A 13,890-nucleotide genomic window follows, 5' to 3' on the forward strand; every position below is an offset into this window, starting at 1 on the left:
GCGGGAATGGATTTTTCAGTGGTGCCGGCGGACACGAGTGACGACGTACGCGGGCGGGCCTTGGGGGTTCCGCGGCAGGTGGCGGTGCTGCCGGTCGGGAGTTTCGAGCAGCACGGCCCGTACCTGCCGCTGGCGACCGACACGCTCGTCGCCTGCGCCGTCGCCCGGGAGATCGCGGCCGCGTACCCGGTACACCTCCTGCCACCGGTGACGATCGGCTGCTCGCACGAGCACGCGGACTGGCCGGGGACCGTCAGCATCTCCTCGGTGACCCTTCACGCGGTGGTACGGGACATAGCGGACTCGCTGCGCCGCTCGGGCGTGGACGCCCTGGTGGTGGTCAACGGGCACGGCGGGAACTACGTACTGGGCAACGTCGTCCAGGAGTCCTCCGCACGCGGCGAACGGACGGCGCTGTTCCCGGCCGCGGAGGACTGGGAGGCGGCGCGGGAGCGGGCGGGGGTGACCACCTCGCTGCTCACCGACATGCACGCGGGGGAGATCGAGACCTCCATTCTTCTGCACACGCACCCCGAATACGTCCGGCCCGGTTACGAGGCGGCCGATTTCGTCGCGGACGACCGGCGTCATCTGCTCTCCCTCGGAATGTCCGCCTATACCGATTCCGGTGTCATCGGGCGACCTTCACTCGGTTCGGCGGAAAAGGGGAAGGAACTGCTGGCGGGTCTCGCGGATTCCTTCGGGGCGTGTTTCTCGATGTTGACGTCGGTGACGGTCACGGCTCCGGGCGGTGAGCGCGGGTAGTGCCCGTCGGGCGCGCGGTGCGGCCCGGGGCCCCCGCGCAGCCCCTCGTACCAGCGGACGGCGAGGACGGCGACGCCGGGCAGGCTCGCCACGAGGCTGAGCACCCCGTAGACCACGGCCACGCCCAGCCCGGTGCCCGCGCCCAGCCCCGCCGCGCCGAACGCCCAGGCGGTGACGCCCTCCCGGGGGCCCCAGCCGCCGACGTTCAGCGGCAGCCCCATGGCGAGCAGCGCCAGCACGGCCAGCGGCGTCAGTACGGCGACGGAGGCACCGCTGCCGGCCACCCGGGCGGCGAGGACGAACATCGCGAGGTGCCCGGCCAGTACGACGACGGACGACACGGCGACCCCCGGCAGGCTCCGCCGGGACAGCAGCCCCTCGCGCGCTTCGCGGAGCGTCGTCCGCACGGCCCCGGCCGCTGCCCGTCCCCCGCGGGAGGGGGCCCGGTTCATGCGCAGGGCGAGGACGACGGCGAGCGCGCCGAGTACGGCCGATCCCACGAGCGGCGCGAGGTGGCGGGTCCCGGCCGACACCGGTGACTCCATCGTGAGCAGCACCACGGCTCCGACGCCGATCAACGCGACTTGTCCGGCGCCCCGTTCGAGGACCACGGCCCGCACGCCCCGCCCCAGGTCGCCGGCGCCGCGTCCGTGCCGTACCGCGCGGTGCACGTCGCCGAGGACACCGCCGGGGAGGGCGGCGTTGAGGAACAGCGCGCGGTAGTAGTCGGCGACGGCCGGTCCGAGCGGCAGCCGGATGCGCAGCCCCCGGGCCACCAGGGCCCAGCGCCAGGCGCTGAACACCGTGGTGACCAGCCCGATCCCGAGCGCCGTCAGCAGCGTGGGGCCGTCGATCCGGCGCAGCCCGTCCAGCAGGACACCGGTCCCCGTCCGCCACAGCAGGACGCCGACGATGGCGACGCCGGCGAGGCTGCCCAGGTGGGCGCGCAGGGCGCGGCGGCGGGGGCTGCCGCCGCCGGGAGTACTGCCGACGGGAGGGCCGCCGGCGGAAGGGCTGCCGGCGGGACTGCCGCCTCCGGGGCCGCTGCCGGCGGGAGTCGCGTCCCGGTCCACGGCCGTCGGCGGGGCCCCCGCTGCCGCCGGCAGCGTCGGTGCGCTCACGAGACCCCGCCCGTCGGCCGGCACGACGCCAGCAGGTCGGTGTGGTGGACGACGACGCGCAACTCCCCGGCGGCGCAGGCCGCGAGGCGCTCGTCCAGGTACCGGGCGGCCGGTTCGCGCAGCTTGGGGCGCTGTTCGACGGCCGCGCCGACCCAGCCCCGCAGCCACTGGGCGGTGAGCGCGGTCTCCCCGGGACCCAGCCGCCAGGGGCTGGGGTGCGTCCGCACCGTGGCGCCGTGCTCGGCGAAGGCCTCCGCCGTGGCGTCGACGGCGTCCGGACCCAGCATGCCGGTACGCCGCTGGTGCTCGTTGAAGGCGTCGGCGATCTCGGCGTCCAGGGGGTGGGCGGGGGTGAGGTCGACGCGCCCGGCGACGGAGAGGGTCAGCAGGGCCGGGCAGCCGGCCGCGGCGCAGGCGGCCGCGAGCGTGCCGACCTGCTCGCCGGTGAGTACGTCGAGCAGCGCGGACGCCGTCAGCAGCGCGGCGCCGGTCAGCGCGTCCGGGGTGAGGCGGGCGAGGTCGCCGCGCCGTGTCTCGACCGTGACGCGGCTCCCGTCGGCGGCCGCACGCGGGGCGGCGACGGCGGCGAAGTGCAGGAGGTAGGGATCGTGGTCGTGCAGCACCCAGTGCTGGGCGCCGTCGAGCAGCGGGGCGAGCCAGCGTCCCATCGAACCGGTGCCGCACCCCACGTCGTGCACGACCAGCCCGTCCGCCCGCGTCGGCAGCTCGGCGAGGCGGGTCCGCAGCGGGTCGAGCAGATCGTGCGCCCGCGCGGCGGCATCGGCGGGCTCGCGGAGCCGTAGCCACTCGGGGGCGTAGCGCGGAGGTTCGTCGGGGCGCCCCGGGGTCTGCCGGAGACGGAGGGTGTCGCACTCCGCGGCGGGCCGCCCGGACCGGTCGGTGAGCGGCCCGGCCGGGCCCGCCCCGGAGATCACACCGTTCGCCTCCTCGGGGGCGTCCCGCGGGCCGGGCCGGGCCGGGGCCGGTCCTGCGGCCGGTGCCGTCGTCCGCCTCATGCCACCCTCCGGGGTTCGCTCGGCAGCCGGTGCAGTACGCCGGCCAGGCTGCGGGCCGTGGTCGCCCAGCCGTCGAGGGCGGCGCGGCGGCCGCGGGCCGCGGCCTTCAGCCGGCGCCGTACGTCCGCCTCCCCGAACCAGCCGCGCAGTTCGGCGGCGAGCGCCACGGGGTCCTCCGGGGGGACGAGGATGCCGGGCACTCCGCCGTCGGGAGCGCGCCCGACGGCCTCCGGGAGGCCGCCGACGTCCGTCGCCAGCACGGGGATGCCGCGCGCGAGGGCCTCGGTCACCGCCATGCCGTACGTCTCCGCGTACGAGGTGAGGACCATCAGGTCGGCGGTGGAGTAGGTGGCGTCGAGTTCCGTGCCGGCCCGCGGTCCGGCCAGCACCAGCCGGTCCTCCAGACCGTGCCGCGCGATCAGCGCCCGCAGCCGGCCGACGTACTGCGGATCCTGCCCGAGCCCGCCGACGCACACGCAGCTCCACGGCAGGTCGGCGACCGCCGCCAGCGCCTCCACCAGCCGGTGCTGGCCCTTGCGGGGGGTGACGGCGGCGACGCACAGCAGGCGGGAGACACCGTCGGTGCCGGGCGCGAGGGGCGCGATGTCGGCGCCGGGGGCGGCGACGTGGACGCGGCCCGGGTCGAGACCGTGGTGGGAGACGAGGCGGCGGACCGCCCAGTCGCTGGTGGCGACGACGGCCGGGACGGCGCGCAGTACCGCGCGTTCGCGGGCGTCCAGTCCGGCGGCGACGGCGGGGTCGAGGCCGGTCTCGTCGCCGAGCGGGAGGTGGACGAGGACGGCCATGCGCAGCCGCTCGGCCTCCGGGACCACGACCTCGGGCACGCCGCAGGCGACCAGGCCGTCGAGGAGGACGACGGCGCCGTCCGGCAGCCGGCGCAGGACGCGGGCGAGTTCCGCGCGGGCGGCGGCGTCCGGCCGCGGCCAGTCACCGGCCACGGGCAGCGCCCGTACCCGCCAGCCGAAGCCGGGCAGGTCCAGTCGCACCCGCCGGTCGTAGGCGTTGCCGCCGCTCGGTGCGGCCGGGTCGTCGACTCCGCCGGGCATGACGAAGTGCACGGAGCGCAGGGACATGGGGACGACTCCCCCGTTCCTCGGGGCCGGAGCCGGCGCGGACGTCTGGGCGGGGACGTAGGTGAGCCGGGCGCGTCCGGCGGTTGCGCCGGCCGCCGTCCCAGGGGGCGTGCCGGTCGCCGTTTCGGTGGACGTGTCGGTCACAGCGCACGCTCGTAACTCGCCCAGGCGACGTGCGACTCGTGCAGGGTCACGGTGAGGCCGGCCAGTCCCCTGGCCCCCTCGCCGAGCCCGCCCTTGTGGACGCGCTCGGCGAGCCGGTCGGCGATGACCCTGGCCAGGAACTCCGTGGAGGTGTTGACGCCGGCGAAGTCGGGTTCGTTGTCGAGGTTGCGGTAGTTCAGCTCGCTGACGACGGCGCCCAGTTCCCTGGTGGCGAGGCCGATGTCGACGACGATGTTGTCCTCGTCCAACTGCTCGCGCCGGAAGGTGGCGTCCACCAGGAACGTCGCTCCGTGCAGGCGCTGCGCGGGCCCGAAGACGTCGCCGCGGAAACTGTGGGCGATCATGATGTGATCGCGGACGGTGATGCTGAACAACGGACGACCCTCCAGGTGTGGCACGTCTGATCCCCCGCCGATCGCCGCGCGGGGTGCCGTCTATTACGGCCCGGTGCCTTCCCCTGTTCAGCGTCCCGTACGTCTTTTCTCAAGGTCAGGCGCCGATGGATCCCGTCGGGTCAGTCGTCGTCGCCGGCGTACCGGATGCGGTGGCACAGGGCGGGGATCGCTCCGGACGCCAACCCCGGGAGCACGTCCGGCAGTTCGGTGAACGCGGACTCGCCGGTGACGAGGGCGTCGAGCGCCGGGTCGGCGAGCAGGTCGAGGGCGAGGGCGAGCCGGTCGGCGTAGGTGCGGGTGGCGCCGCGTGCCGGGGAGACCGTGCCGACCTGGCTGCTGTGCAGGGTCAGGCGCCGGGAGTGGAAGGCCTCGCCGAGCGGGAGGGCGACGCGGCGGTCGCCGTACCAGCTCAGTTCCAGGACCGTGCCCTCGGGCCGCAGCAGTTCGAGTGACCGGGCGAGGCCCGCTTCCGTCGCACTGGCGTGCACGACGAGGTCGAGGCCGCCGAGTGCGTCGGCGGGGGACGCGAAACCGACGCCGAGCGCCTCTGCGGTCTCGGCCCGGGCGGGGTCGGTGTCGACCAACTGGACCCGGACGCCCGGGAAGCGGGACAGCAGCGCCGCCACCGAGCAGCCGACCATGCCGCCGCCGACCACGGCGATCCGGTCGCCGACCAGGGGCGCCGCGTCCCACAGGGCGTTGACGGCGGTCTCGACGGTACCGGCGAGCACGGCCCGTCCGGCGGGGACCTCCGGGGGCACCGGGGTGACGGCGGCGGCCGGGACGACGTACCGGGTCTGGTGCGGGTACAGGCAGAAGACGGTACGTCCGACGAGGGCGTCCGGCCCCTCCTCCACCACACCGACGTTGAGGTAGCCGTACTTCACCGGCCCCGGGAAGTCCCCCTCCTGGAACGGCGCGCGCATGGCCGCGTACTGGTTCTCGGGCACCCGGCCGCCGAAGACGAGCGTCTCGGTGCCCCGGCTCACGCCGCTGAAGAGCGTGCGCACGAGCACCTCGTCCGCCCCGGGCGCGGCCAGCTCGACGCCGCGGATCGCGCCCGCGCCCGGCGAGTCGACCCAGAACGCACGTGCGGTGCGCCTCGTCCGCGCCGTCGGCGTCGCCGTCCGCGTCATCCGAGTCATCGATGTCCTCCTGAACGATCGGGAAGCCGCCCACGTACCGAGGGATGCACGAGCCGCGCACAAGGTAGCGGCGTTGATCGACTCTGTCACACGGCCGGAGGGTGTTCGGTGGCCCTGAACAACACGTACGACGGGTACGACGCGAGGCCCGTTCAGCAGGAGACCGCGGTGGGGGCGGGCGCGCAGATCCTGCTCCTGGCGCTGCTCGGAACGGCGATCGGCATGGGCACGGCGGGCTGGCTGACCGGCCTCGCGTTCGCGTTCGCGACCTGGGCGGTGCTCTCCCGGGCCCTGCACCGATCCCGGCTGCCGTCGTTCGGCCCCGCCAACCGGGTCACCCTGGGCCGGGCGACCCTGGTGGGCGGGGTCACGGCCCTGGTCGCGGACTCCTTCCGCAGCGCACCGCCCGTCTCCCTCCTCGTCGGCCTGACCGCCGTGGCCCTGATCCTGGACGGGGTGGACGGCAAGGTGGCCCGCCGTACCGGCACCTCGTCACCGCTGGGCGCCCGCTTCGACATGGAGGTCGACGCGTTCCTCATCCTGGTGCTCAGCGTGTACGTGGCGATGGACCAGGGTCCGTGGGTGCTGCTGATCGGCGGCATGCGGTACGTGTTCGTCGCCGCGGCCCGGGCCTGGCCGTGGCTGACCGCCCCGCTGCCGCCGAGCACGGCGCGCAAGACGGTGGCGGCGCTGCAGGGCGTGTTGCTGCTGGTGGCGGGCGCGGAGCTGCTGCCGCACGCGGTCAACACCGGGGTGGTGCTGCTGGCGCTGGGGCTGCTGGTGTGGTCCTTCGGCCGGGACGTGCTGTGGCTGTGGCGGACGGCGCGGACGCGGGGCGGCGCCCCGGCGGCCGAGGTGATGCGGGAACTCGTCGCCCAGTAGGGCTCCCCAGACGGCCGACGGCCGCAGCGGAGCCGGCCCGTCCGCGTCCGTCCGCGTCCGCCCGCTCGCCGTCCCTACAGCTCGAGCTGGTACTGGAGCGTCGTGTGCGTGGGTGCGTAGCCGAGGCGGTCGTTGACGCGTCTCATGTACGTGTTGCCGTCGGCGGTGTCGGTCAGGAGTCCGCCGAGCTTCGGATGGTCCGCGCGGGCCCGTCGGATCGACTCCGCCTTCATCCACCGGGCCAGGCCGTGTCCGCGGTGCTCGGGCAGCACACCGGTGCCGTAGTGCTGGCCGTCACCGGTGCCGTCGCCGGGGACGACGAGTTCCGTGAACCCGGCGATCGAGCCGTCCGAGGTGTCGATGGCGACGACGGTGTGCAGGTGGTCGCCGCGATCGTCGATGGCCTTCGCCGCGGCCCTGACCCGGTCCACGTCCCAGACGACCCTGCCGTAGTCGGCTTCGTCCATCGGCATGTCGTCCATGGCGCGACGGGAGGCGGCGAAGGTCCGGGCCAGGTCGTCGGGGACGGTGCCCTGCCACGAGGTCAGCAGGTAGCCGGGATGCGCACGCTCGACGGTCTCATCGAGGGCCGCGGCGTCCACGTCGGCCAGGGGCAGGCGGGCGAACCGCAGGGTGAGGACCTTGCGGAAACCGCGGGCCGACAGGAAGTGGTCGCCGGGCGATCCGGCCCCGGCCTGCGCGACGACGCAGCGCCTGGAGTCGTCGCGGGCGGCGGCCACCGCGGTGTCGAGCAGCCGCGTACCCACGCTCCCGCGGCGCTCCTCGGGGTGGACGTTCAGGGTCAGTTCGGCCAGGTGCGCCTGTCCGGGGCTGGTGAGCAGGCGCAGGAAGGCCGTTCCGAGGGGGTTGGAATCGGCGTCGGACGCGAGCCACGCGAGACGTCGGCCGTGCGGCCCGTCGGCGGGGTCGGTCAGCGGGGTGATGCGAAGCGACAAGGTGTCTCCGTCGTGAGGAAGCGGGAAAGGCCGGTACGCGGGCTCGACTGCCGGGCACTCCTGCGCATGTGCTCCACACCTCCTCGTCGACGACGCCGGGCCACAAGATCGGCAACGGCTGGGAAAACCTAACGGACCCACAGCGCCCTGACAAGGTACTGACGCTGCTCGCGCCCGGTCCACGAAGCCTCAATGGCCTCAACGGTCTCCCTGACGCCGAGGCAGCATCGCCACCGCCGCCAGCGGTACGGCGGCCAGGACCAGCCACGGCACGGCGACCGGCAGACCGCTGTCCAGCAGCAGTCCGGTCGCGGAGCTGCCGGCCAGCACGATGAGTCCGGAGACCGAGGACAGCGCCCCGGTGTACAGCCCGAGCCGCCCGTCCTCGGCGAGGTCCGGCACCCAGGCGCGGGCGACGGGCGCGACGAGCATCTGCCCGAGGGTGAGCAGCACGACGAAACCGGCGGCGGGCACCAGCGCACCCGTCCCCGTCCACCCGGCCGGCCGGGCGACCGCGACGACGGCGAACCCGGCCGCGATCAGCACCAGCCCCGCCACCATCGACCGCCGCGGCGTCAGCCGTTCTGCCGCCCACCGGGTCACCGGCAACTGCGCGGTCACCACCAGCACCGAGGACAGCGCGAACAGCCAGGCCAGCGGTGCCTGCGAACCGGCGGCGCGCTCCACCTCGGCGGGCAGCGCGAGGTAGAGCTGGTTGTAGGCGAGCAGATAGGCGCCGTAAGCGCAGCACAGCGCGAGGAAGCGCCGGTTGCGCAGCAGCAGCCGCGCCCCGCCCTTGACCCGGACCCGCGCCCGCCCGGGAACGCGCTGCGGCAGCAGCCAGGCGTGCCCGGCGAGCACGAGCACGAAGACACCGGCCCCGGCCAGGCACGCCGTACGGAAGTCGACGGCCAGCAGCAGGGCACCCAGCAGCGGCCCGACGAAGGCCCCCGCCTGCCCGGCGACGGTGAACAGCGCGAGCACCCGGGTCCGGTCCCCGCCGCCCTCCTCCTCCCGGACGACGGCCTGCCGGGCCACCTCGGACTCGACGGCAGGCGAGAACAGCGCGGCGGCGAAGCCGATCAGCAGCACGGCCGCCACGACGGCCCAGGTCCGCTCGGCGAACCCGAGCCAGACGAACCCGGCGATCCGCAGTACGCACCCGGCGAGCACGACGGGCCGGATGCCGTAGCGGTCGGCCAGCGCCCCGCCGACGACGAACAGCCCCTGCTGGCTGAAGGTACGCAGCCCGAGCACGAACCCGACCAGCCAGCCCGCCATGCCGATGCCCTGACCCAGGTGCTCGGAGAGGAAGGGGAGGACGGCGAAGAAGCCCACGTTGAAGGCGAGTTGGGTGAGGATGAGCAGCCGGAGCAGCGGGGAGAGCGGTGCGGCCGCCCGCCTGGAGGGGGGCGCGGACCGACCGGTGAACAGCGAGGTCATCGTGCGGCGGCCAGTTCCTTTTCCACGTCTTCGGCGGGCTGCCCGGCGACGGCCGCGGTGGATCGTCCCCGGCGCCGACGGGGCCGGCGCAGTCCGCCCGCCGCGGTGACGGCAAGCGCGCCGAGCAGGGCGAGGACGGCGGCGGGGGCGAGGACGGCCCAGGGGGCGCGCTCGGCATAGGGCTGGTTCTCGGCGAGGAGCAGGCCCCACTCCGGGGACGGGGGCTGCGCCCCCAGCCCCAGGAAGCCGAGCGAGGCGAGCGCGAGGGCGACACCGGGCAGCCGCAGCAGGGCGTGGCGCAGGACGGGCGGCAATACGGCGGGCAGCAGTTCGCGGCGCAGCAGATACCACCGTCCGGCACCCAGCCCCCGGGTGGCGGTGATGTGCAGGGTCGCGCGTTCCTGGCGCAGCAGCGCGGAGGTGTGCGCGGCGAGCGGCGCCCAGGCCACGGCACCCACGGCGAGCGCGGGCGTGACCGCCCCGCTCCCCGCTACGGCGGTGACGAGGAGGGCGGCCAGTACGGGCGGTACGGCGTTGACGGTGTCGACGAGCGGCGCGGACACGCGGGGTAGGAGCCCGAGGAGTACGCCCGCGACGAGGGCGGCGGCCGTGATGGCGGAGGCGAGCAGCAGCGTGTCGAGTGCCCCGTGACCGACGCGGGCCAGCAGGTCGCGGCCGAGGGAGTCGGTGCCGAAGGGGTGGTCGAGGGAGGGTGCCAGCAACCGCTCCCCCGTATCGAGGGCGAGCGGATCACGGGTCAGCCCGACCCCGATGACGGCCGGCAGAACGGCGCCGTAGAGGACGGGCAGCAGTCCTCCGGCGGGCGGCGCGGGCCGGTGCAGGGAGGACAGCGCGCCGTCGCGCAGGGCGGGGCCGGTGAGCAGGCGGGCGGCGACGCGGGTGGCACCGGTCGCGAGCGCGGCGAGCAGGACGAGGGCGAGGGTGCCGGCCTGGAGGACGGGCAGGTCCTGGGCGAGGGCGGCCTGGAGGGTGGTGCGGCCGAGGCCGGGGATGTCGAAGACCTGCTCCACGGCGACGGCCCCGCCCGTGAGCCCCACGGCGAACAGCCCGAGGTTGGGCAGCAGCGCGGGCACGCACCGCCGGAGCGCCTGCCGCGCGATGCGCCGACCGGTCAGCCCCCGGGCGGCGGCGGCCAGCGCCCACGGCTCACCGAAGGCGCCGGGCAGCAGATCGTCGAGCAGCCGCCCGAGCACGGCCCCGGCGGGCAGCCCGAGGGCGAGGGCGGGCAGCACGGTCCACTGGGCCCCGTACCACCCCAGCGCGGGCAGCCACCCGAGCTGCACCCCGACGACGGTGGCGAGCACGGAGGCGACGAGGAACTCGGGCAGTGAGGCGATGACGGCGGAGGCGGTACCGCCACGCCTCCGCCCGCCGAGCCGCCGCCGGGCCCCCAGCCGGAGCGTGCGGGCACAGATGAGCCCGGCGGTCAGGGCGGCGACGACGAGCGCGACGGCCATGAGCAGCAGGGAGGCCCCGAGCGCCTGGAGCACGTCGGGCAGCACATCCGCGCCCGAGATCCACGACCGCCCGGCGTCCCCGCGCACCAGCCCGCCGAGCCACCGCCCGAGCAGGTGCAGCGGCCCGCCGTCGAGCCCGAGCTGCGCGCGGATGTCGGCGAGTACCTCGGGTGTGGGCTCCCGTTCGGCGGACCGTGCCTTGAGCACGGTGTGGGCGGGGTCGGTGTGCGTGAGCCACGGCAGCAGACCGATCCCGCACACCAACCCGGCCGCGAGGACGACCCGCCACACGACGGTGGCCACCCGCTGCCGCACGGTTCAGCGCCGGGTGCCGGTGCCGACGAGGGTGCGCTCGTACGGATCGAGGATCACGCCCTGCACGGAGTCGGCGACGCCGGTGATGATCCGCTGGTGGACGAGGGGCACGACGGCGTCGCTGCCGAGGACGCGGGCCTCGGCGTCCATCGCGGCGGCCTGCCGCTTGGCGGTGTCGTCGGTCTTCTCGGCCTCGGCGACGGCGTGGTCGACGTCCTTGTCGCAGAGCTGGGCGATGTTGAAGCCGCCGTCGCAGGTGTAGTCGCTGGCGAGGACGGCGACGGGGTCACCGGTGTCGAGGAGGGTGTTGCGGGCGAGCACGAAGGCGTCGAACTTCCCCTCCAGCGCGTCGCTCTCCAGTCGCGAGTACTCCCGCACGGTGAGCTTCACCTCGAACCCGGCCTTCTCCAACTGCTGCTTCACCACCTGGGCGACCTCGGGCAGCTCGGGCCGATTGTCGTAGGTGGCGAGGTTGACGGTGTCGCCGCCGGGCTTGTCGGCCGCCGCCCGCCCGACGGGCTCGCTCCGCTTGCCCTCGGCCCAGGTCACGGCGGGGCCGTAGATCCCGGCGCTGGGGTCGGCGTATCCCTCGTACACGTCCTCGGCGAACACGGAGGTGTCCACGGCGGCACGCGCGGCGGCCCGCAGCCCGGCGTCCTCGAAGGGCCCGGAGGAGGCGTTGAGGAGCAGGCTGGTGGTCCGGGTGGTGGCGGTGTCGCGCCGCGTCTCCTCGTCGAGGCTCGCCGCCTGGGAGACGGGGATCGCCTCGGCGATGTCGAGCTCGCCGGTCCGCAGGGCGTTGGCACGGGCGGTGCCGTCGGCAATGAAGCGGGCGTCGATACCGGAGGCCTGGGCGCGGCCGCCCCAGTAGTCGTCGAACCGGTCGAGGGAGGCGGAGGTGGCGCCGTTGACCCCGGTCAGCTCGAAGGGGCCGGTGGCGTGGCCGACGGGGTCGACGCGGTTCTTGTCGGCGTAGGCCTTGGCGGACAGTACGGCCAGGCTGGGGCTGGAGAGCCGCAGCGGCAGTACGGGGTCGGGCTCGGCGGTGGTGATGCGGACGACCCGGTCGCCCTGGGCCTTGACGGTGAGGGTGACCCCCGCCAGGGCGGCGGGCGCGGGCTTGGCGTCGGTGGCGTGGGTGAGGGAGTCGGCGACGGCGGCCGGGGTGACGTCGCCGCCGTCCTGGAAGGTGGCGTCGCGGAGCGTGAACTCCCAGGCCTTCTCCCCGTCCCTCCGCCAGGATTCGGCGAGCGCGGGTGCGGCGGAGCCGTTGGCGTCGAGCGCGGTGAGGCCCTCGGTGACACCGAGACGACTGAGGAGGGTGGCGTCGGCGCCGTACGGCGAGAGCCCCTCGGCGGGCGGGAAGGCGAGGGCCACGCGGAGGCGGGAGCCGTCGCCGCCTCCCTCCGCGTTGGAACCGGAGTCGGCCCCGCCGCCGGAGGCGAAGCAGCCGGATACCAGCGGGACGAGCAGGAGGGGGGCGAGCAGCCGGGAGGGGCGGTGGGAGCGCATGGTCCTCGGATCGGTCGGGTGCGTGCTTGAGCGTGCGTGAACGTGGGCGTGGGCGTCCCGTGAGCGCGGGCGGGTCGGGCGGAGGCGGCAGTGAACGGAGCCTACATGACAATCATTTCCATCATCATGGCGGCCTCCTCAGGGCATCGGCACATCGAAATGCACGATGCCCTGCCCGCCGCCCGCGTCCTCCCGCTCGTCGTGCACGACCTTGGCGAGCGACCGCCAGAACGGCTCGGCCCCGGTGACGGCGGGGTCCGTGTGCAGATACACGGCCCGGTACCCGCCGTCCGCGGCGGCGAAGGCGAGCAGCTCGTCGACGAGCCGCCGGGCGAGGCCGCGCCGGCGGTGCCCGGCCCGGACGTACACACGGCGTAGCTGCGCGGTCACGCCGGAGGGGTAGCGCTCGGCGACGTGCCGGGGGTTCGGGGGGTGCGCGGGACCACGGGAGTCGAGGGCACCGGTGGCCACGACCTCACCCGCCCCGTCGACGGCGACGAGGAGGGTGTGCCGCGCCGGCGTCACGTACGCCCCGGCCGGGTCGATGATGTCGCCGTGCCAGCTCGGAACGTACCCGGTGCCGAAATCGCGGTAGACGGTGTCGAGCATGACGGCTCGGGCGGCGTCCAGGTCGGCGGGGACGGCCGGGCGGATCGTGTAGTCGTCGGCGAAGTGCACCTGCACATGCTACGCAACAAGGCGGATGGCTGATCCACGCCCCCGGCACCCACGCAACCGTGCGCGCCACCGCGCGCACACGCGCACCCGCGCGGTTCACCACCACTCCCGGAACACCGTGCCGTTGCTCAAGGACCCGTGGGAGTGCGGAGTCGCAGGCCCCTCCCCCGGGCACCCCACTCCGCCTCTGCGCCGCCGCCCCCGGCACCGATGACGGACCCTCTGGCGCTCGGGTCGGTCAGCCCGGTGTGCCCCGAAGTCAGGCCTTGAGGTAGTACCAATCGGTGATCGGGTCGTTCAGCGCCTTGTCGTCGTAGACGCGGAGCTGAACGGTGTTGCCCTCGTCGATGTCGTCGTCACCGTCGAGCTGGATCGAGTGGTGGTCGACGGACGCCGAGGTGCCCGGTGCCCAGTACGTCGCGTCGTCGCCGGGAGAGTAGTCGTCGTTCCACCTCAGGCGGACGTAGACCGTGTCGCCGTCGTTGACTCCGTCGTAGACGTGCAGCACTTCGTCGTACGGGTGGAACTCGACCTGGGCAATGGTCTTGCTGCCCTTGTACATGACCAGCTTGATGCCCTTGCCGCCACTGTCGTGCTTGAAGAAGGTGCCGTCGAGCTCCCCCGGAGTCCGTACGGCGCAGGGATCGTTGTATTCACCGTTCCTGCAATCGCTGGTCCACCGCGCCCAGGTCTCCCAGTCGAGGTCACTGTCGTTGTAGGCCGCGGCCGTGGTCGCGGTGAGCCCGGTGCACGCGGCGGCGATGCCGAGCGAGAAGATCGCTGATCTGATGCGCATGGGTGATCCGTCCTTCCAGTCCTGTCATTGCCCGGCCGCCCAGCGACGGACAGGACCACCAGACTGCGGTGCCTCAGCAGGTCGGACAACCTCTAAGTTTCGAGGGTCGAGGAACGTCGGGCGGGACTA

General features: G+C 74.5%; 12 protein-coding genes and 1 pseudogene. 2 read left to right on the forward strand and 11 right to left on the reverse strand.

Annotation, left to right across the window (positions count from 1 at the left end; translation table 11 throughout):
* Positions 1-6: 6 nt before the first annotated feature.
* Positions 7-729: pseudogene (locus tag B1H29_RS06030) on the forward strand (creatininase family protein); the annotation flags it as partial.
* Here B1H29_RS06030 and B1H29_RS39195 read toward each other — a convergent pair.
* From B1H29_RS39195 to B1H29_RS38445, 5 genes are all read right to left on the reverse strand, one after another.
* Positions 615-1,886, reverse strand: a complete 1,272-nt coding sequence (locus B1H29_RS39195; protein ID WP_159027784.1) for a lysylphosphatidylglycerol synthase transmembrane domain-containing protein — start codon at positions 1,884-1,886, stop codon at positions 615-617. The pseudogene B1H29_RS06030 and the gene B1H29_RS39195 sit on opposite strands and share 115 nt — an antisense overlap.
* Positions 1,883-2,902 carry a hypothetical protein gene (locus B1H29_RS37965; RefSeq protein ID WP_055419238.1) on the reverse strand — a complete coding sequence of 340 codons (1,020 nt, stop codon included), beginning with the start codon at positions 2,900-2,902 and terminating at the stop codon, positions 1,883-1,885. The genes B1H29_RS39195 and B1H29_RS37965 overlap by 4 nt, the downstream gene beginning before the upstream one ends.
* The gene (locus B1H29_RS06040; protein WP_055419239.1) at positions 2,899-4,140 is read right to left on the reverse strand and encodes a glycosyltransferase family 4 protein; all 1,242 of its coding nucleotides are present in this window, start codon (positions 4,138-4,140) and stop codon (positions 2,899-2,901) included. Before B1H29_RS06040 ends, B1H29_RS37965 begins: the two co-directional genes overlap by 4 nt.
* The gene (locus B1H29_RS06045) at positions 4,137-4,535 is read right to left on the reverse strand and encodes a 6-pyruvoyl trahydropterin synthase family protein (RefSeq protein WP_055419240.1); all 399 of its coding nucleotides are present in this window, start codon (positions 4,533-4,535) and stop codon (positions 4,137-4,139) included. Before B1H29_RS06045 ends, B1H29_RS06040 begins: the two co-directional genes overlap by 4 nt.
* Positions 4,536-4,675: 140 nt before the next feature.
* The gene (locus B1H29_RS38445) at positions 4,676-5,701 is read right to left on the reverse strand and encodes a zinc-dependent alcohol dehydrogenase (RefSeq protein WP_234393058.1); all 1,026 of its coding nucleotides are present in this window, start codon (positions 5,699-5,701) and stop codon (positions 4,676-4,678) included.
* Positions 5,702-5,809: 108 nt separating this feature from the next.
* Here B1H29_RS38445 and B1H29_RS06055 point away from each other — a divergent pair, with 108 nt between their 5' ends.
* On the forward strand, positions 5,810-6,583 hold the full coding sequence (locus B1H29_RS06055; RefSeq protein WP_055419242.1) for a CDP-alcohol phosphatidyltransferase family protein: 774 nt from the start codon (positions 5,810-5,812) through the stop codon (positions 6,581-6,583).
* Between the two features lie 74 nt (positions 6,584-6,657).
* Here B1H29_RS06055 and B1H29_RS06060 read toward each other — a convergent pair whose 3' ends face one another.
* From B1H29_RS06060 to B1H29_RS06085, 6 genes are all read right to left on the reverse strand, one after another.
* The gene (locus tag B1H29_RS06060; protein WP_055419243.1) at positions 6,658-7,539 is read right to left on the reverse strand and encodes a GNAT family N-acetyltransferase; all 882 of its coding nucleotides are present in this window, start codon (positions 7,537-7,539) and stop codon (positions 6,658-6,660) included.
* A 198-nt stretch (positions 7,540-7,737) separates the two neighbouring features.
* Complete coding sequence (locus B1H29_RS06065; RefSeq protein WP_055419244.1) at positions 7,738-8,982, reverse strand: MDR family MFS transporter; 1,245 nt, start codon at positions 8,980-8,982, stop codon at positions 7,738-7,740.
* Positions 8,979-10,775, reverse strand: coding sequence for an ABC transporter permease subunit (locus tag B1H29_RS06070; protein WP_055419245.1), 1,797 nt, complete (start codon positions 10,773-10,775; stop codon positions 8,979-8,981). Before B1H29_RS06070 ends, B1H29_RS06065 begins: the two co-directional genes overlap by 4 nt.
* Positions 10,776-10,778: 3 nt before the next feature.
* Positions 10,779-12,287, reverse strand: a complete 1,509-nt coding sequence (locus tag B1H29_RS06075; protein WP_055419246.1) for an ABC transporter substrate-binding protein — start codon at positions 12,285-12,287, stop codon at positions 10,779-10,781.
* Between the two features lie 138 nt (positions 12,288-12,425).
* Positions 12,426-12,896 (reverse strand): GNAT family N-acetyltransferase, encoded by a 471-nt coding sequence (locus tag B1H29_RS06080; RefSeq protein WP_234393086.1) that lies wholly within the window; start codon positions 12,894-12,896, stop codon positions 12,426-12,428.
* Between the two features lie 328 nt (positions 12,897-13,224).
* Complete coding sequence (locus tag B1H29_RS06085) at positions 13,225-13,761, reverse strand: hypothetical protein (RefSeq protein ID WP_055419248.1); 537 nt, start codon at positions 13,759-13,761, stop codon at positions 13,225-13,227.
* Positions 13,762-13,890 lie beyond the last annotated feature (129 nt).

The sequence above is a fragment of the Streptomyces pactum genome (assembly GCF_002005225.1).
Lineage (GTDB): Bacteria > Actinomycetota > Actinomycetes > Streptomycetales > Streptomycetaceae > Streptomyces > Streptomyces pactum_A.

Coding starts and splice junctions, on each gene's coding strand:
- B1H29_RS37965 (WP_055419238.1), bottom strand. CDS start 2,902: ATGAGGCGGACGACGGCACCGGCCGCAGGACCGGCCCCGGCCCGGCCC.
- B1H29_RS38445 (WP_234393058.1), bottom strand. CDS start 5,701: ATGACTCGGATGACGCGGACGGCGACGCCGACGGCGCGGACGAGGCGC.
- B1H29_RS06065 (WP_055419244.1), bottom strand. CDS start 8,982: ATGACCTCGCTGTTCACCGGTCGGTCCGCGCCCCCCTCCAGGCGGGCG.
- B1H29_RS06075 (WP_055419246.1), bottom strand. CDS start 12,287: ATGCGCTCCCACCGCCCCTCCCGGCTGCTCGCCCCCCTCCTGCTCGTC.
- B1H29_RS06080 (WP_234393086.1), bottom strand. CDS start 12,896: ATGCTCGACACCGTCTACCGCGATTTCGGCACCGGGTACGTTCCGAGC.
- B1H29_RS06085 (WP_055419248.1), bottom strand. CDS start 13,761: ATGCGCATCAGATCAGCGATCTTCTCGCTCGGCATCGCCGCCGCGTGC.